Source organism: Burkholderia sp. LFS061 (genome assembly GCF_047978125.1).
GTDB lineage: Bacteria > Pseudomonadota > Gammaproteobacteria > Burkholderiales > Burkholderiaceae > Burkholderia > Burkholderia pyrrocinia_C.
In genome coordinates, this window is record NZ_JBFPFS010000018.1 from 26,939 (window position 1) to 46,577 (window position 19,639).

22 protein-coding genes and 1 pseudogene are annotated in these 19,639 nt (G+C 60.8%); 10 read left to right on the forward strand and 13 right to left on the reverse strand.

Translation table 11 applies throughout. The features are described 5' to 3' along the window. Positions 1-64: 64 nt before the first annotated feature. Genes moaA through moaD form a run of 3 tightly spaced genes read left to right on the forward strand, consistent with a single transcriptional unit; the run spans position 65 to position 2,109 of the window. Positions 65-1,189 carry a GTP 3',8-cyclase MoaA gene (moaA, locus tag ACNQQL_RS17675; protein ID WP_347064911.1) on the forward strand — a complete coding sequence of 375 codons (1,125 nt, stop codon included), beginning with the start codon at positions 65-67 and terminating at the stop codon, positions 1,187-1,189. A 46-nt stretch (positions 1,190-1,235) separates the two neighbouring features. Then, positions 1,236-1,808: a molybdenum cofactor biosynthesis protein MoaE gene (locus tag ACNQQL_RS17680; RefSeq protein WP_347064912.1), complete on the forward strand. Its 573-nt coding sequence runs from the start codon at positions 1,236-1,238 to the stop codon at positions 1,806-1,808. A 43-nt stretch (positions 1,809-1,851) separates the two neighbouring features. Continuing rightward, positions 1,852-2,109: a molybdopterin converting factor subunit 1 gene (gene moaD, locus ACNQQL_RS17685; protein WP_047904135.1), complete on the forward strand. Its 258-nt coding sequence runs from the start codon at positions 1,852-1,854 to the stop codon at positions 2,107-2,109. Positions 2,110-2,357: 248 nt separating this feature from the next. On the opposite strand, the gene ACNQQL_RS17690 is transcribed toward moaD, so the two are convergent. Genes ACNQQL_RS17690 through ACNQQL_RS17700 form a run of 3 tightly spaced genes read right to left on the reverse strand, consistent with a single transcriptional unit; the run spans position 2,358 to position 4,501 of the window. Beyond that, positions 2,358-2,957: an NADPH-dependent F420 reductase gene (locus ACNQQL_RS17690; RefSeq protein ID WP_347064913.1), complete on the reverse strand. Its 600-nt coding sequence runs from the start codon at positions 2,955-2,957 to the stop codon at positions 2,358-2,360. A gap of 29 nt (positions 2,958-2,986) precedes the next feature. Further along, complete coding sequence (locus ACNQQL_RS17695) at positions 2,987-3,754, reverse strand: SDR family NAD(P)-dependent oxidoreductase (protein ID WP_072437794.1); 768 nt, start codon at positions 3,752-3,754, stop codon at positions 2,987-2,989. 12 nt (positions 3,755-3,766) lie between these two features. After that, positions 3,767-4,501, reverse strand: coding sequence for an SDR family NAD(P)-dependent oxidoreductase (locus tag ACNQQL_RS17700; protein ID WP_347064914.1), 735 nt, complete (start codon positions 4,499-4,501; stop codon positions 3,767-3,769). Positions 4,502-4,606: 105 nt separating this feature from the next. Between ACNQQL_RS17700 and ACNQQL_RS17705 the strand changes: the two genes are divergently transcribed. Then, a complete protein-coding gene (locus tag ACNQQL_RS17705; protein WP_347064915.1) occupies positions 4,607-5,620 on the forward strand; it encodes a LysR family transcriptional regulator in 1,014 nt (337 codons plus the stop codon). Positions 5,621-5,897: 277 nt separating this feature from the next. On the opposite strand, the gene ACNQQL_RS17710 is transcribed toward ACNQQL_RS17705, so the two are convergent. Beyond that, complete coding sequence (locus ACNQQL_RS17710; RefSeq protein WP_175961811.1) at positions 5,898-6,125, reverse strand: hypothetical protein; 228 nt, start codon at positions 6,123-6,125, stop codon at positions 5,898-5,900. After that, complete coding sequence (locus ACNQQL_RS17715) at positions 6,122-6,520, reverse strand: hypothetical protein (protein ID WP_143155705.1); 399 nt, start codon at positions 6,518-6,520, stop codon at positions 6,122-6,124. The genes ACNQQL_RS17710 and ACNQQL_RS17715 overlap by 4 nt, the downstream gene beginning before the upstream one ends. Positions 6,521-7,213: 693 nt before the next feature. On the opposite strand from ACNQQL_RS17715, the gene ACNQQL_RS17720 reads away from it, so the two are divergent. Further along, positions 7,214-8,236: a PHB depolymerase family esterase gene (locus ACNQQL_RS17720; RefSeq protein ID WP_347064916.1), complete on the forward strand. Its 1,023-nt coding sequence runs from the start codon at positions 7,214-7,216 to the stop codon at positions 8,234-8,236. A gap of 343 nt (positions 8,237-8,579) precedes the next feature. Here ACNQQL_RS17720 and ACNQQL_RS17725 read toward each other — a convergent pair whose 3' ends face one another. Beyond that, positions 8,580-10,031 carry an IS1182 family transposase gene (locus tag ACNQQL_RS17725; RefSeq protein WP_347064917.1) on the reverse strand — a complete coding sequence of 484 codons (1,452 nt, stop codon included), beginning with the start codon at positions 10,029-10,031 and terminating at the stop codon, positions 8,580-8,582. 106 nt (positions 10,032-10,137) lie between these two features. On the opposite strand from ACNQQL_RS17725, the gene ACNQQL_RS17730 reads away from it, so the two are divergent. Beyond that, positions 10,138-10,392: a hypothetical protein gene (locus tag ACNQQL_RS17730; RefSeq protein WP_347064918.1), complete on the forward strand. Its 255-nt coding sequence runs from the start codon at positions 10,138-10,140 to the stop codon at positions 10,390-10,392. A 243-nt stretch (positions 10,393-10,635) separates the two neighbouring features. On the opposite strand, the gene ACNQQL_RS17735 is transcribed toward ACNQQL_RS17730, so the two are convergent. The 3 genes from ACNQQL_RS17735 to ACNQQL_RS17745 all read right to left on the reverse strand — a co-directional run bounded on the left by ACNQQL_RS17735 (position 10,636) and on the right by ACNQQL_RS17745 (position 13,387). Further along, positions 10,636-11,493 carry an SDR family NAD(P)-dependent oxidoreductase gene (locus ACNQQL_RS17735; RefSeq protein ID WP_347064919.1) on the reverse strand — a complete coding sequence of 286 codons (858 nt, stop codon included), beginning with the start codon at positions 11,491-11,493 and terminating at the stop codon, positions 10,636-10,638. A 117-nt stretch (positions 11,494-11,610) separates the two neighbouring features. After that, positions 11,611-12,480 (reverse strand): SDR family NAD(P)-dependent oxidoreductase, encoded by an 870-nt coding sequence (locus tag ACNQQL_RS17740; protein ID WP_347064920.1) that lies wholly within the window; start codon positions 12,478-12,480, stop codon positions 11,611-11,613. Beyond that, positions 12,467-13,387, reverse strand: a complete 921-nt coding sequence (locus ACNQQL_RS17745; protein WP_347064921.1) for an alpha/beta hydrolase — start codon at positions 13,385-13,387, stop codon at positions 12,467-12,469. Before ACNQQL_RS17745 ends, ACNQQL_RS17740 begins: the two co-directional genes overlap by 14 nt. Positions 13,388-13,482: 95 nt before the next feature. Between ACNQQL_RS17745 and ACNQQL_RS17750 the strand changes: the two genes are divergently transcribed. After that, positions 13,483-14,094 (forward strand): TetR/AcrR family transcriptional regulator, encoded by a 612-nt coding sequence (locus ACNQQL_RS17750; protein WP_072437787.1) that lies wholly within the window; start codon positions 13,483-13,485, stop codon positions 14,092-14,094. A gap of 310 nt (positions 14,095-14,404) precedes the next feature. Here ACNQQL_RS17750 and ACNQQL_RS17755 read toward each other — a convergent pair whose 3' ends face one another. Beyond that, positions 14,405-14,782, reverse strand: coding sequence for a winged helix-turn-helix transcriptional regulator (locus ACNQQL_RS17755; protein WP_226114348.1), 378 nt, complete (start codon positions 14,780-14,782; stop codon positions 14,405-14,407). A 111-nt stretch (positions 14,783-14,893) separates the two neighbouring features. On the opposite strand from ACNQQL_RS17755, the gene ACNQQL_RS17760 reads away from it, so the two are divergent. Next, on the forward strand, positions 14,894-15,655 hold the full coding sequence (locus ACNQQL_RS17760; protein WP_347064922.1) for an NADPH-dependent F420 reductase: 762 nt from the start codon (positions 14,894-14,896) through the stop codon (positions 15,653-15,655). Between the two features lie 691 nt (positions 15,656-16,346). Here the strand turns inward: ACNQQL_RS17760 and ACNQQL_RS17765 are convergent. The 3 genes from ACNQQL_RS17765 to ACNQQL_RS17775 form a co-directional block, all read right to left on the reverse strand. Further along, on the reverse strand, positions 16,347-16,826 hold the full coding sequence (locus ACNQQL_RS17765; RefSeq protein ID WP_347064923.1) for an isoprenylcysteine carboxylmethyltransferase family protein: 480 nt from the start codon (positions 16,824-16,826) through the stop codon (positions 16,347-16,349). A gap of 77 nt (positions 16,827-16,903) precedes the next feature. Beyond that, positions 16,904-17,281, reverse strand: coding sequence for an antibiotic biosynthesis monooxygenase family protein (locus ACNQQL_RS17770; RefSeq protein ID WP_175961815.1), 378 nt, complete (start codon positions 17,279-17,281; stop codon positions 16,904-16,906). Positions 17,282-17,331: 50 nt separating this feature from the next. Next, positions 17,332-18,225 (reverse strand): NAD(P)/FAD-dependent oxidoreductase, encoded by an 894-nt coding sequence (locus ACNQQL_RS17775; RefSeq protein ID WP_347064924.1) that lies wholly within the window; start codon positions 18,223-18,225, stop codon positions 17,332-17,334. A gap of 284 nt (positions 18,226-18,509) precedes the next feature. Between ACNQQL_RS17775 and ACNQQL_RS17780 the strand changes: the two genes are divergently transcribed. Together ACNQQL_RS17780 and ACNQQL_RS17785 are read left to right on the forward strand one after the other, a co-directional pair. Beyond that, complete coding sequence (locus ACNQQL_RS17780; RefSeq protein ID WP_347064925.1) at positions 18,510-19,142, forward strand: TetR/AcrR family transcriptional regulator; 633 nt, start codon at positions 18,510-18,512, stop codon at positions 19,140-19,142. After that, a pseudogene (locus ACNQQL_RS17785) lies at positions 19,136-19,251 on the forward strand (IS5/IS1182 family transposase); the annotation flags it as partial. The gene ACNQQL_RS17780 and the pseudogene ACNQQL_RS17785, both read left to right, overlap by 7 nt. Positions 19,252-19,639: the final 388 nt, after the last annotated feature.

Below are 19,639 nucleotides of genomic sequence, written 5' to 3' on the forward strand. Positions count from 1 at the left end.
ACGACCTGTGCACCGATACGTCGGCACGCGCGCGGTCGATCGGCGACGCCCCTCCGCTTACTTCATGCAGGCCGACGACCCGATCGTGAATGCCATCGTTTCCGCCGCGCCGGCCGCCGCCGCGTCCTCCGGCGGCGCATCGCCCGGCGCCTTTCCCCGCACGACCGACACGCTCGGCCGCCCGCTGCGCGACCTGCGTCTGTCCGTCATCGACCAATGCAATTTCCGCTGCGGCTACTGCATGCCGCGCGAAAGCTTCGGCGCCGGCTACGCATTCATGCCGTCGTCCGAGCGGCTGTCGTTCGCGCAACTGGAAAAGATCGCACGCGCGTTCACGTCGCTCGGCGTCGAAAAAATCCGCATCACCGGCGGCGAGCCGCTGTTGCGCCGCAATCTCGAGGCGCTGATCGAACGGCTCGCGGCATTGACGACCGTCGACGGCAAGCCCGTCGAAATCGCGCTGACGACCAACGGTTCGCTGCTCGCCGCGAAAGCACGCGCGCTGCGCGACGCCGGGCTGTCGCGCGTGACCGTCAGCCTCGATGCGCTCGACGACGCGGTGTTCCGCCGGATGAGCGACGCCGACGTGCCCGTGTCGCGCGTGCTGGCCGGCATCGAAGCCGCGCATGCGGCCGGGCTCGCGCCGGTCAAGGTCAACGCGGTGATCGAACGCGGCGCGAACGACGACCAGATCCTGCCGCTCGTGCGTCACTTCCGGCATAGCGGCGTGGCCGTGCGCTTCATCGAATACATGGACGTCGGCGGCGCGAGCTTCTGGTCCGGCGACAAGGTCGTGCCGGCCGCGCGAATGCGCGAGCTGATCGACGAGCACTATCCGCTCGTGCTGGTCGGCGAACCGGGGCACGACGCGACCGCGATCCGTTGCGCGCACATCGACGGCGCCGGCGAGGTCGGCTTCATCGCGAGCGTGTCGCATCCGTTCTGCGGCACCTGCTCGCGCGCACGCGTGTCGGCCGACGGCAAGCTTTTTACGTGCCTGTTCGCAACCCAGGGCACCGACCTGCGGCCCTGGCTCGACGACGCGGCGCCGGTCGACACGCTCGCCGCCGCCGTGCGCGATCGCTGGACGCGGCGCGACGACCGCTATTCCGAGCGCCGGGCCGCACGGCCGGCTCGTGCGCCGGGCAAGACCTATCCGACCGTGCGCATGTCGCTCGTCGGCGGCTGACGGGCCGCCGCGCGATACAGGGCGCACCGCCTACAGGAGAACCGTGATGACGAGCTTCACCGAATCCCGCGCCGGGCTGCCCGACGATCCGCTGCGCGCCGCCAGCCATTCCCATTCCGCCGACGCCACCGAGCCGAACACCGAGCCGCCGCCGGCGATTGCCGCCGGCTTCGAAGTGCGCGTGCAGTACGCTGCGATCGACGCGGGTGCCGAGCTAGCACCGATCGTTCGCAATCCGAATGTCGGCGCGGTCGTGAATTTCCTCGGTGTCGTGCGTAACGAAGGCGACGTCGACGACGTCGTCGCGCTCGAGGTCGAGCACTATCCGACGATGACCGAACAGGCCCTGTGGGGCATCGTCGAGGAAGCCAGCGCGCGCTGGCGGCTCGAAGCGGTCAGGATCGTGCACCGCGTCGGGCGCATTCCGCTCGGCCAGGCGGTCGTGCTGGTCGTGGTGGCTGCCGCGCATCGCGGGTCCGCGTTCGATGCATGCGAATTCCTGATGGACTTCCTGAAGACCCACGCACCGTTCTGGAAGAAGGAAATCCGGCATGACGGCGAATCCGGCTGGGTCGAGGCGAAGGCGCACGACGACCAAGCAATGCGGCGCTGGGGCTGACCGCGCCCGCTTCGCGTTTTCCGATTCCATTCAAGACATCGCGATGAAACTGACAATCAAATACTTTGCAAGCATTCGCGAGCAACTCGATACCGACGAGGAAATCGTCGAGATCGATGCGCGCGAACTTACCGTCGATGCGCTGCGCAGCACGTTGGCCGCGCGCGACGCGCGCAGCGCGGAAGCGCTGCGGATGGACCGGCCCGTGCGGGCGGCAGTCAATCTCGAGATGGTGACGGGCGGCTTCGTCGTGCGGGAAGATAGCGAAGTGGCGTTTTTTCCGCCGGTGACGGGCGGGTGACATGATGATGGGCCGCAATTCGTCACGACGTCGACGGCTCCATGCAGCACACGCCCGCGGGTTTCGAGAATTACCGCCGGGCGGTCGGCGTCGCGGCGCGGCCGAAGGATTTCGGCGTGCCCGGCGTGTTCACCGGGATCACGGTGTTCATGCTCCTGGTGGCCGTGATCACGGAGCCGCTGCATCGACGGGTTGAGTCCGCGCCGATAATCGACCATTCGACTCAGCGAAATGGCCGGAAGCCGTTGTCATCGGTCGAACTTGATCAAGTCCTTGAAGATCAGCCGACCCCAGCTTTTCCCGCGCGCATGCACAAGCAGTCCACCTTCCGAAAGCCCGCCAAGTTCGATTGGCGCGAAACCGAGATTTTCCGCAAGCTCGCCAATCTTCGCTGCGGCGCCGTCATCGTCGCTCGCGAGGAACACGACTCTCCTGCCACCGTGGACGGCCGGATCCTGACCAAGGACGGCCGCGACCAGATGGTTGAAGCCTTTCACCAGCCTGGCTCCTGTGAACACCTTCGCGATGAAAGCAGAGGACGGGAGACCGCTCAGTTCCTCAAGCGGGGCCTGCGTGTTCATCGCGTCGACGATGGTCTTCCCCGTCCAGTCGGGCAGTGCTTTTGCGACCTCCGGGTGCGACTCGAAACGAACTGCCAGAAAGATGATGTCCGCCTTGACGGCTTCAGTCAGGGTTTTGGGAACAATCGTGGGTCCGATCGCGGCTGCCTCGGCTGCAAAGCTTTTCGGGTCGCGCGTGGTTGCAACGGCTACTTCGATACCGTTACGGGCGAACGCCCTGGCCAGCGCCTGGCCGATCTTGCCGAAGCCGACGATTGCGTAGCTCATGAGTTTCTCCTTCGGTTTTTTCGGTGCGATCAGAGCTTGTAGCCGCCGCTCGCTTCGATCGTCTGGCCAGTCACCCAATGGCCATCATCGGAAGCCAGGAACGCCACGACGGCGGCGATTTCCGAAGGCTCGCCACAGCGCCCCAGCGCGATTTGGGCCTCGAGCGCCTTGACGAGTTCGGGGTTCTCCCGCAAGGCTGCGTTCGCATCCGTTCGCGTGTAGCCCGGCGCCACGGCGTTCGCGGTGATGCCACGCGGCCCCAGCTCGATTGCGAGCGTATGGGTCAGGGTGTTGATGGCCGCTTTCGCCATCGAGTAGACGGGCGCAGCCGTCACGGGCTTCGTTGCGGCAGCGGAAGAAATGTTGATGATGCGTCCACCATCGGCGAGACGATCGAGAGCGGCCTGAATGATGAAGAAGGGCGCGCGGGCGTAGACCGCCATCAGGGTGTCCCAACTCTCCGGCGTCGCGTCCTTGAAGCCAACCCAGCCGGAATTGCCCGCGTTGTTGACCAGAATGTCGAGGGCCTTGCTTCCGTTCCGCCTGGTGAACTCGTCGTCAAGTCTCTCGAACAAAGCCGGGACGGTCGCCGGGTCGACGAGATCCGCATGGATCGCGAACGCGGTGCCTCCCGCTTTCTCGATGGCCGCGACCGCCTCGTCTGCGCCGGATTTGCTGGCATTGTAGGTCAGCGCGACCATCGCGCCGTCCTTTGCAAGACGTTCGGCGATGGCGCGGCCAATGCCCCGCGATGCCCCGGTAACGAGCGCTGTTTTGCCCTTCAGAGATTGTGTCATTCGTTTATTTCCTCAGAGTTGTGCGAGGCCACCGTCAACGGCGATCTCGCTGGCGGTCATGAAGCTGCTGTCCGACGACGCAAGAAAGGCGGCCACCGCCCCGATCTCCGCCGGATCGGCCATACGCTGGAGCGGATTGAGCGAAGCGAAGACCTTCATGCCTTCCTCGCCTAGCGCTTCCTTCGCGAGTTCGGTCGCGGTCGGCCCAGGGGACAGCACGTTCACCCGGATACCGGTGCCCTTCAGGTCCTCTGCCCAGGTCCGTGCGAGGTTGCGCACGGCCGCCTTGCTCGCGCTGTAGGCGCTGAATGCCGGGGCGCCCGTGGTGCCGGCGCTCGATCCGGTCAGGATGATCGAACCGCCCTGGCCCATCAGAGGCAGCGCCTTCTGGACCGTGAAGATCGAACCCTTCACGTTGGTGTCGAAGATTTCGTCGATGTGCTCGGCGGTGATCTTGCCGAGCGGAAGCTGGCTTCCCGCCCCGGCATTGGCGAAGACGACGTCAAGGGTTCCGCGCTCGGCCTTCACCGCCGCATAGAGCCGGTCGAGGTCGGCCAGATCGGAGACCGAGCCATTCACTGCGCGGGCATTGGGCCCGAGGTCGGCCACGGCGGCGTCGAGCGCTTCCTGCCGGCGGCCGAAGATGAAGACGAAGGCGCCCTCCTCTATGAAGCGCTTTGCCGCGGCGCGGCCGATGCCGGTAGCGCCACCGGTGATCACCGCGGTCTTTCCATTCAGTCTGTTCATGCCCTGCATCCTTCGAAACAAAAGCGACAAACCGATTCTGAGGCCCTTGATTCATAAAGCCAATTGACTGAATATCTATAAATACGATCTACTTTCTAGATAAATATGTTGGACAACGTCACCATCAATCAACTTCGGGCATTCGTCGCCGTGTGTGACCAGGGGAGCTTTTCCGGAGCGGCACGGCAGCTAAGGCGTGCACAGTCCGCGATCAGTCATGCGATCAGCTCACTCGAGAGCGCCTTCGATGTGGTGCTGTTCGAGCGCAACACTCGCAAAGCGACGCTGACGGCTGCGGGCCGCAGCCTTCTGCCTGACGCGCGTGGGGTGATCTCACGCACCGAGGAAATGAAGATGCGTGCGGTTGCGATTGCCGAAGCCGGGGTCCCACAGGTCTCGATTGCCGTGGACACCTATTTCCCGCGTGCGCACCTGATCGAATGCCTGCGCGCCTTGCAGGCGGACTTTCCAACGGTTGCAATCAATCTGCGCATGACAACCATGCAGGGCGGCGAGCGTTTGGTTCTCGAAGGCACGTGCGCATTGGCGGTGACGATCACGGACGTGCCGGAGCTGAGCCCCGGCACCATCGAAAGGCTGCATCTATGTGACTCGCAAATGGTGACCGTCTGTGCACCATCGCATCCGCTGGCCTCGATCGCGGGGCCAATCCCGCGCGAGGAATTTGGCCGGCACATCCAGCTTGTTGTAACGGACAATCAGCCCGATGCGGAAAAGACACAACAGGGGGTCGCCAGTGAACGCCAGTGGTGGGTGAATGACCTCGGCGCGAAGCACGATCTGCTCAGGGGAGGCTTGTGCTGGGGCCACATGCCGCGCCATATGGTCGATGAAGACCTCGCGAAGGGAACACTTGTCGAACTCCAACGGCGCGCATGGCACATGCGTCCTCTCACCTTCATGATCTCGCTGCGGCGCGGGTACTCGATTTCCGAATGCGAGGCACGACTCGTTGAGCGTCTAGGCGATCGCCAGAACTGCCCGAAAGATGCTACCCGGAGCCCGGTCTTGCACAAAACTAAAACAGCCAGAAAGCCCGCCAAGCCTGAGGAGCAACCGGTACGGCCTGTCGCTCCTCGGCGGACGTCCGCAAAGTAGATGGCCGGAAGTCCGCTTTCTGGAAGCTTCGATGGCAGCAATGCTCAGAATCGAGCCAGTCGGCTCCTTGAGAATCAACCGGCGGAAACGGGTGGCGGATTCGGCCGGCTGCATCGGGCAGCGCTCGGCTCCGGATTCAACCCGTCGATTCCGCAGAGCTGTCATTCAGACGGCTGGTTCGCTCTGGAACCTGCCAGATGGGGACGCTTGAATGTCGAAAGGCGCACCGCACAGCTTGACTGTAACGGGTACGCCTTCTCAAGTTGGTCGATAGCAATCACTCAGAACGCTGAGCCAGTTGTTTTTTTGCTTCGAGCTGTTGCCTCGATAGAAGGTCAGCTTTCTGCCCCAACTGCTTCTTCGATTCCAACTGCTGTCTCGATACCAAGTCGGCTTTTTGCGCTAATTGTTTCTTTGCTTCGAGCTGTTGCTTTGATTGGAGGTCAGCTTTCTGCGCCAATTGCTTCTTTGCTTCCAATTGCAACGCAACGATATTTTGGCTCATAATGGCTCCGATTGTTTAAACGTCGGGATCTTCGAAATAACAAACGCTTTCTGCTCGTGCGTAAGGTTTTCGAGTAGTGCCTGTGGCGTCAAGGCTTTGGGGTCAAACGCACAACCTTCGGTAAGGCTTGGGTTCTCTCCTTTTTGCAAGCGCCGGACCTGTTCATCGAATCCCGCCTGACAAAGGTTGGAAAGTGGACATGAAAGGCATGGTGTGCGGTCCCTCGTTGCCGGTAGGTACTTTTGTTCGCTAATGCAATACTCTTCGAACTCGGGCCCGGCATACAGACTGGATGCAGGAAAGCTGAACGTATGTTGTTCTTTCAAAATTTCCTCCAGAGTGGGGCGTCGGCATCCGTCTGCGATAGTCAAACCGATGTACCATTCCCGCAGCATAGATTTCCGTCCGGGAAAGTAATTTCGACTCGGATTACCTTTGCAACAATAGACATTTTTAGCAAGTTCGCACTAAGGAATACCCTAGCAAAATTCGTGAATTTTCCGTGCGTTATTGCACAAACTTAAAATTCACTCATTCTGTCGGATTTTGTTACTGCGATGTATAGCGAAAATTTAACGACTGATTGCGGTATGAAGACGGTCATCGCGATATCGCGAGTTCGACTGTCTGTTCAGGGTCGGGTTGAGCCAGTCGCGGTTTGTCGGAGCGGGCACCGACCGGGTTGAATCCGCAGCCAACAAGAGCCGGTCGAGTTTGCATGCAAAACGGTACAAAACCGTCGATTGCGTTGCGCCGCAATCGAAGACGCCTGGATGCCCCGGATGACAGCAATACGACGACGTTGCAAATCTCACACACAAAAAAGAATACGGGGTTGACGGTTTTTTACGTCGATGATGCTTCATCATACGAATTCGCACCCCACTCAAGCCCTCAAACGCGCCAGATCGGGCGGCGGCTGTTGTCGGTCCGATCGAGGTTGCAGCCCTTCGTGCGGGATGCGTGACCGCGTACGCAACGTACCGGGCCGAGCGCATTGCACAGCCGCGACGAACGGCAAGGTTTCTCGGCAAGTCGTCCTTTCGCTCGACGTCCGTTTCATTCGCTATGCCACAGGAGGTATCACGATGAAATTGCATCCTCGCGTCGCCATTACCGCTCTCGCGCTCGCTGCTGCCCTGACCCATGCCGCGCTGGCCGCTGATGCGCTGCCGTCGTACCACGGTGACCCGTCGCAGACGTCGGTGTCCGGCCTGTCGTCGGGCGCCTTCATGGCGGTCCAGTACCAGGTCGCGTACTCCGGTTCCGTAGTCGGGGCTGGCGTGGTCGCCGGCGGTCCGTACTACTGCGCGGCAGGGAGCTTGTTTAACGCCTCGATCTGCATGGGGCAGGTACCGTTCGTTCCGCCGAACTCGACGCTGATGGTAACCGCCGCCGCAGGCTTTGCTTCGCTGAATCAGATCGACCCACTATCGAACCTTCAGAAGGCGCGGATCTACGTGTTCAGCGGAACGAAAGACACAGTTGTCTACCAACAGGCAGTCGACTCGACAGTGTCGTTCTTCAAGGAGGCCGGCGTCCCTGCGTCGAACCTGAAGTACGTGAATAACGTGCCGGCTGGTCACGCATTCATTACACCGTCGTTCGGCAACGTGTGTGCTGACAATGCGCCTCCATACATCAGCCACTGCGAGGTCGGCAAGCAGAGGTACGACCAGGCCGGCGCGTTGCTGCAGTACATCTACGGTCCATTAAAGCCGCCAGCGAAGAGCCTGACCGGGAGAATCGTGCCGTTCAGTCAGCGCGAATTCGCAGCATCTGCGACCGGCATGGCGGACACGGGGTTCGTCTACGTGCCTAAGTCGTGCGATCAGGGAGCGGCGTGCAAGGTTCACGTCGCATTCCATGGATGCAAGCAGTCGGCAGCTGTGGTTGGCGACGATTTCTATGAGAAGACCAACTACAACTACTGGGCCGACACGAACAACATCCTCGTTCTGTATCCGCAGGTGAATGCGTCCACGATCCCGTTCAATCCGCAAGGTTGCTGGGACTGGTTCGGTTATACGGGTCCCGACTACGCGGTGAAATCGGGTTCCCAGCTTACTGCGGTTAACGCCATGGTCGGCCGACTGCTCTCCAAGCCGTAACGCGCGAGCCCGTGTGTGCACGAATGTGCTCACACGGGGAGTTCAATGCCATACGGAAGAATCCGGACACGGCGAGATTTATACGATTCTCACGAATCCTTCCGCGCCGCGACGACAGCCATCTGTACGACCGCATCGGAGCGGATTGACCGTCGCTTGTGGGTCGGGTTGAGCCAGTCGCGGTTTGTCGGGGCGGCCACCGACCGGGTTCGGCCGAGACCGTGTAAAAAACGCGCAGAACGGCCGGCCGGTGACGCCCAGTTGGGCGAGCAGTTGTTTTCGACCGAGGTGCAGGCAGATGAAGTGATCGTGTTTTGCGGGTAAACAGCGTCGGCTCGCGAGTTCACGCGCCTGCCAGCTTCATCGCTCGCATCGTCTTTGCGAATCCGAGTATCTTGATGACCCGCTTGAGGTTGTAGGCCAGTACATGCAAACTCATTTCGGCCGCAACATGGCCCAAACCGCGAGTCTGGAAGTGGGTTGAGCCCATCCAGTGTTTGAGTGTGCCGAACACGTGTTCGACTGTCCGGCGCCGTATCGTCATGGCGTCAAGCTGGCGGTCCAGTCTTGACTGCATTGCCTCAAGCACCGCCTCGTGTTCCCATCGTCGGATGCGTCTGTAGTCTGCCGGCGTGCAGTGGCTTTTCATCGGGCACTTCGGGCAAGCGCTACTCCAGTACGTTCGCAGCTCCAGCAGATTGGCGCCTTCGAAGGAGGTGTATCGGTATATCGCACGTTGACCTGCTGGGCACAGGTACTGATCATCCTTGGCGACATAGATGAATTCGGCCCGGTCGAACCGTCCATCCGCCTTTGCACCTGATGTCTGTGTTTTCGGTACCAGCGCCGCAATACCCGCGTCGTCGCAAGCCTTGACTTCCGTTGCATTGAAGTATCCACGATCGGCCAGTGCCTTGAGCGTCTTCTTGCCCATCGCTTCGCGCGCGGCTTTGGCCATTGGGCTTAGCTGCACGCGGTCACTACCGACGTTCGTCACTTCGTGTGTCACGATGAGGTGATGCTTCGTATCAACAGCCACCTGAACGTTGTAGCCCACCACGCCTGTGCCTTTTGCCTGCGACATCATCGAGCGCGAGTCGGAATCAATCAGCGAGACCTGTTTTTCCGGTAAATCATTCAACAGTTCTGCGGCTCGATCCAGTTCCCGCATCTGCTCGCGCAGCGTCTGGATCTTTTCTCTTAGCCGTTCGGTTTTGGCTTCCACCTCGACTGGCTGCGTGCGATCCGCCGTCTCCAGAGCATCCAAATAACGCTGAATGCTCTGTTCGATCTGCTCCTGACGCCTAGTGATCTTGTTGGGCGTGAAGTTGTTATCGCGGCTGTTGACGGCCTTGAACTTGCTGCCGTCGATGGCAACGACTGCTTGCGTGAAGAGCTTCAGATCGCGGCATATCACAACGAAGCGCCGACATACATTGCGAATGCCGACGCCGTTGTTGCGTCTGAACTCGGCGATTGTCTTGAAGTCCGGCGCGAGGCGCCCGGTCAACCACATCAGTTCGACATTACGCTGGCACTCGCGCTCCAGACGTCGGCTCGACTGCACGCGGTTGAGATAGCCGTAGATGTAGAGTTTGAGCAGAACGGCCGGATGGTAAGACGGTCGGCCCGTATTCGCAGGCGTGGTGCCCTCGAATCCCATCGAAGCCAGATCGAGCTCGTCGACGAATGCATCAACTATCCGCACGGGATTGTCTTCGGCGATAAAGTCTTCGAGACATTCCGGCAGCAGCGTTGCCTGATTGCGGTTTGCACCTTCGACAAATCGCCCCATCTCCGCCTCTCGTGCTAACAGGTTGATTCAGTCTAGGCGATTGATCTGGATTCCGGGCAATATATGCGTTCAATACTTGGCTAGTCGCGACGCAATGGAGACAGAGATGGTGTTTTTTGCATGCTCGAAGACCGGGGTCGCCGCATTCCAGAGTCTATGGCGCGATAACAACGACCATCAACTGTGGGTGGACGCGGGCGTGCTAACTGAGGAAGAAATTGCGGTGCTTCGCTCTACAGGAGCACTCGTCACGAATTTTGCGGGCCATGCTCGCGCGGGAGACATCAAGGAAATGGCGTGCGCAGTTGCCGTAATTCAAGAGCACCATCCCGCCGAACCGATTTGGATCGAGGCAGCGTGAATTGAACGGTAGTCTTCTCGTTCGAGGCGTTCTGCGTGCGTTTTTACACGGTCTCGGCCAGGAGGCGTCATTCTCCAGCACAGTCACATGGACGCGTGGACGTCCGCTCCGCGCTAGCAAACGGCCATTTGGAGGCAACCCGATCCTCTCAGTTGCCGGGAGTCTTACGCTAGCGCGCAGCAGCCGTCCTTTCAGACGGAAAGCCGCTCGCCGGCGCTGCCAACATACCGCTCAGAACTCGCGCTAGCTTTGTCGGTCTCGAGCGCGCTCAAGCTCGCGCATCAACTTATGCATTTCATGTTGTCGCCCGAGATGCCAGTCGGTCACAATGTTGAAGATTCCTCGCGTCCACGAAAACGGTGCCCACCGGAACGGGACGACGATGCGCGGTTGGCGGTCTCGCAGCCCTTTTTTGACGGCCTTGGCGACGTCTTCGGGTTGTATCGGTCGCCGCAACGGTGCAGGAAACCCTTTTTCAATCAATTTCGTCGCCAGCGCATTTCCGCCAAAGCCGACCTTGGCAATTGCTGTAGCCACCCATCCCGGATAGAGCACGCTTGCCGTGGACCCGGTGCCGCCAAGTTCGGCGCGCAGTGAACGCGCGAGCATCTCGACTGCGGCTTTGGACGCTGCGTAAGGCGCGTTGACCATGCCGTTCACGAACGCATAGACCGAAGCGGTGACCAGGACCTGGCCTCGATTGCGCACGATCTCCGGCAATGCGGCCTTGATCGTGCGCCAGACACCGAGCAGGTCGACCTCGACGATTCGCTCGAACTCCTGCTCATCGCAGCTGTACACGGTGGCGGGCACATCGTGCCATGAGATGCCGGCGTTGGCGAACGCAATGTCGAGGCGACCGAATCTATCGACGGCGCGTTGCACGACGGCCCTGGTGGCGGCAGCATCAGTGACATCGAGCGCCAAGGCGAGCGTGCGCTCGGCGTCAAACTCCGCGGCGAGGCGGTCCACTGAAGTCTGCGTCACATCTGTTAGAACGAGCCGTGCTCCACATGCATGCAACTCACGCGCGGTCGCGGCACCAATGCCGCCTGCAGCACCCGTGATAAGCACGACTTTTCCCTGAAGATCGTAAGCCACTTTGTACTGCTCCTCTGCTATTGAATTTCCATTGCTGCGCAAACGATGGGCGATGGATGCCGGGCCGCCCCGCTGATCACGCGAAGCCGATCGGTTCCTGCGGCCACCGGATGCCATTCATTTCGCCGGAGCGTGCGCGGCCGAATCGTTCCAGCCAGTTGCCGACGCCAGACTGATGGCACGTTCAATGTCCTCGCCGCGAAAGCCAGCGCGTTCGACGAAGCGCCTGAAGAAGCCGGGTGCCTTGGCCACTATCGTGTTCATCTTCGGTACGACGATCATGTCCGCGCGGCGCTCAATGCCTGCCACGATGTCTCGCACGACCTGCTCGCGCGGGATCATCTTCCAGAAGCCTTGATCGTTGCCTCCCCACAATGCCCGGCCGGCAGGATCGGCAACGACATCGTCCATCAGGGGCGTCGGGAAGAACGTCGGATGCGCGCTGCCGACCCCGATTCCCAGATGACGAAGCTCCAGACGGATGCTGTCGCACATCGCCCAGACGCCCGCCTTGCTGGCCGTATAGGACGCCTGTAGCGGTGAATGCACAAACGCGGCCATTGACGAAATCGCCAGCATGTACCCGCGCTGTTGCTGGACGAATGGCAAGCCGGCCCGGAACGTACGCCACACGCCGTTGAGGTTGATGTCGATGACACGATCAAAAGCGGCCGGATCGATGGTGGCCATCGGGGCCATGGTGTCAATGCCCGCGTTTGCGATGACCACATCGATTTGACCGAAGTGATACGCCGCATTGGCCATTGCGGCTTCGATGCTTTCGAAATCGCGGACGTCGGCGGTCCAGCCAAGAACGTCGGAAGGGCGGCCGAAGCTGCGAGTTTGCGCCGTGAGCCTGTCTGCCTCCAGGTCGAAAAGTGCGAGACGCGCGCCCCGTGCGTGCAGCGCTTCGGCCAAGGCCGATCCCAGGCCTCCGGTGGAACCGGTAATGGCCACCACCTTGTTCGCCAGCTTATAAGTCGACATGCGCGCCTCCTTGCTTCGTTGGAACGTGACGGTGGAGAAATGCCAGCTGGTCGGCGACCACCTGTTCGAAGTCCTTGCCCACATAGATGTCGAAGTGGCCTGCCCGATACGCGTGCACTTCCCCTTTGGGAGCGCGCCTGGCATACCGTTTCGTCGGCCCCGCCGGAGCGACGGAATCGGCTTCGCAAACGCAAAACAGAATCGGACAGGAAATGTCGCCTGCTTTGCGACCGGGGCGGTGCCGAACGATGTTCAGGCCGAAGCGTGCTGTGACCTGATTGCGAAATGCAGTGCCGTCAGGGACAAGCGCGAGATAGCCATCCAGGGCATCCGGTGCAGTCATCAACGCGGCAGAACCGGGCGGACCCGCCGTCGGCACCATCACCGGTGCCCTGCCGACGAGGGATAGCAGTACATCGCATAGAGCGAGCGCGGTAACCTTGAGCGCACTACGCCAGTTCAACGCGAACAACGACGCGACCCCGTCCGTGAACGGGCATTGCGCGATGGCAGCGGCAATGGTCCGGTCGCGTGCTGCGGAGAGAATCACATGACCGCCGCCGAAGGATGTTCCCCACAGGACCACCTGATCCGGCCGGAGATTGCTGTGCCCGCGTGCAAAAGCGATCGCACCCGACCAGTCCTCCAGTTGACGATCGATATCGAGCAATTGGCGAGGGGAGCCGTCGCTCGCACCGAAATGTCGATAGTCGAACACGAGGCACGCGTAGCCCTCCGCGCAAAAGCGTTGCGCATAGGCGTCGAGCCGCATTTCCTTGATTCCGCCCAGCCCGTGTGCCATCACGATGACAGGAAACGGGCCCGTCCCCGGAGGCTCGTACAGCCAACCACGGCAATGTTCACCGCGGCCGCCAGCCACGAACTCGACACTTCTTCGCCCGGCCATGTGTCCCTCCAAGGTGTAAAATCGTAGATTGAAATCCAATGTTGGAATGCATTCTATGTTTGTAGTTCGTTCCAATTAATGAGGGAAAACCCCGTATGGAATCCAGAACTCAGCGCCGGGCAGCCGCGACCCGCCTGGCGATCGTGCAAGCCGCCGAGACGTTGCTGACGGAGGGCGGATTGGACGCGGTCACGCCTGAAGCGGTTGCGACCCGGGCGGATGTCGCAGTGCAGACGCTCTATAACCGTGTAGGTGGCCGTTCCGCGTTGCTCATTGCCGTGGCGGAGCGCGCGTTGGAAGAAAACCGCGAGTACATGGACGCGGCCTATGCATCCGATGGCGATGTGGAGACGAAATTACGTTGTGTGGCAGCTGCTTACGCGCGGTTCGCCAAGGAGCGCCCGCACCAGTTCCGTATCCTTGTCGAGCCACCGAATGAGCCGGAGGCGCTCGCGCGCATTGCTGCCCTGATCAGACAGCAAAACGCTAAATTGGCCGCATTGATCAGCCGAGGTATCGACGAAGGGTGGGTGCATGCAGACGTCGAGCCGGAACACGCCTCGACGGCGCTGTGGGCAATGATGAATGGCGTTATCAGCCTGATGTGGCGCCCCGATAGCCTTCGACTGGATGTCGATCACATCGACGATCTACTGGGCACCGCGATCTCATTGTTGACCGGCGGTATCAAGAGGCGGGGCGATTGATGCTTTGGGCCCAGGGAACCCTGGCGATTGCAAAAGCGTCAAGCAGTTCTCAATTGGTCTGCCGTCAGGCGGCCTTCCAAGGTGCCCGCACGCCAAGGGCTTCGGCTCGGAAGTTGGGGAATTATCACGAACGCGTGAACCGCAGGTAAGGACCCAACTTCCGCCGGTGTGGACGATGGCGGAAATGGCCGTTGTACCTCACAAGCTGCCGTTGATTCAGGCGGTGTCGAAGGGCTGCAATGGGTCGATCTGCGACGGTCGCGCGCGCTGGGCTGCGGACATTGGCGTGGCGGTAGTCTTGAGCGCGTCGTTACCCTGCCTCAGGGCTCCCCAATCGTTGTCGCCTCAGTTCGGCCCAGTCAATGAGCGCCTCCATTGACGGTCCGAGCGCAACTCCCATCTCGCTCAGCACATATTCGACCTTCGGGGGCACCTGAGGATACACGGTACGTTCGACGATACCGTCTCTCTCAAGCTGGCGAAGCTGTTGAATTAGCATCTTTTGATTGACGCCCTCGATCAGTCGCTCCAACTCGGAAAAGCGGACCGGTCCTTTGGCGGCAAAAAGCTGGCAGATGATGATGATCTTCCATTTTCCATCGAGCACCCGTAACGCCTCGGTGGTCGCGTTAGCCCATACGACGCGCTGCTGCGGATCATCGCAGTTCCATTGTCTGATTTTTCCCATACATACCTTTTGGTGCGTTACCCACTTTTCTGTAGGTTCTTGTCACTGTGGGGTGTACTACTTAGTATAAAGCCCGACAGCAACGACAAGTTTGAGAACAAGGGCAACATCATGGCAATCGGCATCATCGGTATCGGCAATATCGGCGGCACTCTTGCACGCCGTCTGAAGGCCGCGGGTCACAACATCCGCGTCGCGAACTCGAAGGGGCCGGCGGCGGTTGTGCATTTCGCAAACGAAATCGGCGCGACGGCATGCGATGTCAAGGGGGCGATCGCACGAGCGGACGTGATTGTCCTGGCGATTCCACTACCCGCAATGACCAACCTGCCGGCCAACCTGTTCGACTCGGTTCCTTTACATGTTCCGGTGGTCGATACCAGCAACTACTATCCTGGCCTGCGCGACCCGAGGATCCCGGAAATCGACGCCGGGATGCCTGAGAGTGTATGGGTATCCCGACAGCTGCGCCGGCCAGTCATCAAGGCCTTCAACAACATTCTCGCGTATTCGCTGGCGCATCTCGGTCTGCCGGAAGGGTCGCCCGACCGTTTGGCGGTTGCTGTTGCGGGCGATGACGACGATGACAAGCAAACCATCATGGAATTGGTCAATCAAATCGGCTTCGATCCCGTCAATGCCGGTTCGCTGCAAGACTCGTGGCGCCAACAGCCGTCGACGCCTGCCTACTGCTGCGATTACGGTGCGCAGATGATGCGCAAAGGCCTAGCTGCTGCGATCAAGGAAGAAGCCGCTTTGAAGCGAGATCGGATGCCGGAGCTTTTCGCGAAGCTCGGCCCGACTCCCAGCCATGACGAAGTCGTTGCGATGAACCGAGCTGCGAACGCCGTAGCAGGCTTCTCGTCGCGGTAGGTGATTGGCAACACACCTGATTGTTCAGGAAGGCACCGCCGATCTCACTGTTTCTGCGCACAAGCGACTGGCATGTCAGGGCCATTGCCGCCTGCGCCGTATTGCAATCGATCGAGGACCGTGGCCGCGTAACGCGAAGGCTTGTCATCGCCAACCCGCCCATCGTTACGGACGGGCGTACGGCCGTTTGACTCGGCGCACGTGTGCGAAGCGGTCGGGCGAATGGAACGGCTCCTATGGGTCGATCGGCGCCGGTCGCGCGTTGCAGGGCGGCGGCCGGCCGGGTTCGGCCAGTTCCGGTCAGTCGACCGGCGAAAGAGTCGGACATTCGAACGTCCGCTGCACGCAGCTAAGCGACGTTCCGTCCATGATTTTGTTCGTCGGCAGCGTCGCTGGCACGTCTCGACAATTCCGGGTATGCGGTCAGTACCAGAACCTCGAACCTCTTATCCATTGAGTTCCGTTACACCGCTCGCAATATGTAATTCGCGAACGGTCTCGCAGCTACGGAGATTCTTATGGCTTCGGTATCTCTGGTCTTGGACAGGTGCCCGTCCTCCCGCTCGGGCTGTACTGAGAGGTCAGTCGGCCGGTCGGTTGGTCGTGACACAGGCCCGCAACCTTCAGGATGGCCCGCGGCCATGCCGGGCATGCTGTTTTCGCGGCCCCGCAGGCGGCAGCGGCGGAATAGTCAGAGCCAGCGGCGAACCTCGGCCTTGTAGCGGCGGTAGTCATCGCCGAACTTCGCTTCGAGATAGCGCTCCTCGCGGGCGACCACCTGCGTTTGGATCACGATGAGCACCAACGGGAGCAAGGCGAAGGCGATCGGCCCGTCAAAGCCGATCGCAAGGCCGGCATAGATGAGCGCCATGCCGAGATACATGGGATTGCGCGTCCACCGATAGGGACCGGTTGTTGCGATGTGGGTCGTTGGCTGCGACGGCGGAACGCTGGTGCCCAGCCGCCGGAACAGTCCCGCCGCCGCAAGCATCATCGCCGCGCCGACAACGAACAGCAGCGCGCCCGTCGCGGCCAGCAATCGCCAGTCGATGCCGAAAGAGCGCAGGGTAATGAACCGCTCCGCCGCCAGCCCCAACAGCAGCGCTCCCAGATAGACGAAGGGCGGAGGGAAGCGCACACCCGCGCTATCCGGTTCAACGGCCATGCTCATCCTCCAATCTGCGCTCTCAAACCAGCATCGACCGCTGGGCGGAGATACCCGCCAGCGCGCCTTGTCATATTTCGGAGTCAGGCCGTGCAGAAGCCGGGGACGGCGACCTTCTGGAACAGGTGCGGGCTGGCTACGACGGATGACGGATAGGCCGAAAGCTTCCCAACGAACTCGGGATGGGCGAAGGCGACGCGAACCGTTTCGGTGGATTCCCACACCACATAGTTCAGGTAAGTCGGGCTATCGCCGAGCGCTCGATGCAGTTGCATCGAAATGAAGCCCGGTTGCTTCGTTATGATCTCGGCAGCAGCCTTGAAAGCGTCCAGGAAGCCCGCTTCGTCGGCGGGATCGACCGTGAAGAGGTTGATGAGCACGACAGGCGCGGCCGCGATACCGAGTTGGCGGTCAAACGGAAACTTCTCGTCTAAAGGTTTGAATGGTTTTACGGCGGCCATGGTGGCGCTCCTTTCTATTGTGAAATTGGGGTGATCGATGCTGCTTGCTCTCAAGCCAGCATCGACTGCTGAGCGGAGATGCCGGCCGTTGCGCCCTGCCATGATGCCGTGGTGACCGAGGGCATTCCGGTGTTGGCGAGGTCGCCGGCGGCGTAGATGCCGGGCATGCTGGTTTCGCGGCGCTCGTCGACTTTGAGGGCGATGCCGGTTGGCGTATTGACCGTGGCGAGGCCGAGTAATTCATGCAGGCTTGCGGACGGCTTGGTGCGCGGATGCGCGAACAGAATGTCGACCGCGACATCGGGGGCGCTATCGAGTTTTACCGTGGCATTACGACCTCCGTGACGGGCGATTTCGGTGATCCGTCCATCAACGACAGGTATGCTGCGGTGCGCCAGATCGGCCCGGATATCGGGTGCAATGTCGTGACCATCCGCGAAGACCGTCAACGTGTCGGTCCAATCGTGGAACAGCCTGACCTGATTCATCGACTGCGGGCCAGACCAGACAAGGCCCCAATGCTGAGCGGCAACTTCGAAGCCATCGCAATAGGGGCAGGGCACGATGGATGTGCCCCAGCTTTCGGCAAAGCCGGGAACAGCAGGCATCTGGTCGACAACGCCATAGCTCAGGATCAAACGGCGCGCCCTTAGGCTTTCGTGATCGTCAGTGACGACGCAGAAATCGTCGATGGCGCCAGACACGCTCTCGGCCCGGGCATCGACCAGCCGGATCGTTGGATAGCGCACCAGCTGCTGCCGCGCCTCGACCAGGATGTCCAGCGGCGGTTTGTGATCGTGGCCGAGCAAGCCATGCGAGTGCCCGGCAAAGCGGTTGCGCGGCCGGCCGGTATCGAGAACGGTGACTTTGCGGCGGGCACGGCCGAGCTGCAGGGCGGCGGCGAGACCGGCAAAGCTGCCGCCGATGATGATGACGTCATTCATGGTGAGGGGCTCCGTGTTGTGAATGGAGGAAATTGGGTTGGGGGCCGGCACGGAATATCGCCCGACGATAGGCGCTCGAGACGGTCAGCGAGCAGGGCTTCGGCATTGGCGAGAAAGTTGCCCATGTTGTATTGACCGGCTCGACAATGCCGCTCGATATCGCCGGGCGGCCCGGGGAAACCTGATCTGGACAACCAGTTCAAACCTGCCCTTGACTTGCACATTACGATACCTAATGGTATCCTAATCCACGAATTTGAATACTGTCAAGTACTGGAATTGTCGTGACCGAAAACAGCCACGGCCGGCGCGGCCGGCCCGCCAACGAGGCGCTTCGCCAAACGATTGTCGACGCCGCCTGCGAACTCTTTGTGGAATTGGGGTTTCAAGCGACGACCATGGACAAGGTCGCCCAGCGGGCAAAGATATCCAAGCTCAGCATCTATCGGCACTTCGAGAACAAGGAAGCGCTGTTCAGCGCGGCCATGGCGGCCCACTGCCATCAGTTTGCACCACAGGCCCTGTTTGAAGGCGTCGACGGTTCGGCCGAAGATCAGCTCATGGCGGTGGGATCATCCCTGCTTCGTACGCTGTTGAGCTCCGATGTCCGCAGTGTGGAAGCCATGGTTTTGGCCGACAAGACGAATCAAAAGTCGTTAAGCAAGCTCCATTACGAAGCCGGGCCCGCCTATGTCATCGCCCAGATCGAGGCCCTGTTGCGCCAGTTGCACGCGAAGGCGGTTCTGAACGTGCCCGATCCTCTCCGGTCCGCCCGCTTGTTTGCCGCGCTTTTCAAAGGATCCGATCTACTGCTTATCGCACGCTTCGATGAGGCGAGAGCAGAGGACAGCAACGAAATCGAATCCTACTGCCGGTCGGCCGTCGCCATGTTCATCGCCGCGCACGGTGACATCTAAACGTGCGCTATCGCAGCTTGATGAAGAACCCGCAGAGTTGCACACGCTGTTCGCTCTGAGCAATCTGTGGATGACGCACGAACGACTGATGCGCGAGGCCACTGCATGAGCGCAAAAGCCGCCCGAGCGGGCAGGCAATCGGCGCCTTCCTTATGCCGAACGTCGCGCTACATTCGAGCCAGGTGCCGCGTCGCCTGCAACGCATCGGCTCTATGTTGATGGCTCAGTGCGGCAAAACGAGTTCTGAACAGCATCCCCAAGGATCACTCGAAGTAAGACTGACAACTGTGGTGGTCGAAGCACGATCGGCAAAGGCCGACATCCGCCCGCCCCGGCGCGAATGAATGGCGGTTTGACTTTGAGACCGGCCGTTGCTGTCGCGGGCAACCGACTGGCGGCTCCGGGTCGACAAGCGACATCCACGGGAATCCACGAAGAACCAAGAAAAAGCCGGCACCAGGCCGGCTTCGTCGTAGAAGCACAAGACACCACACACG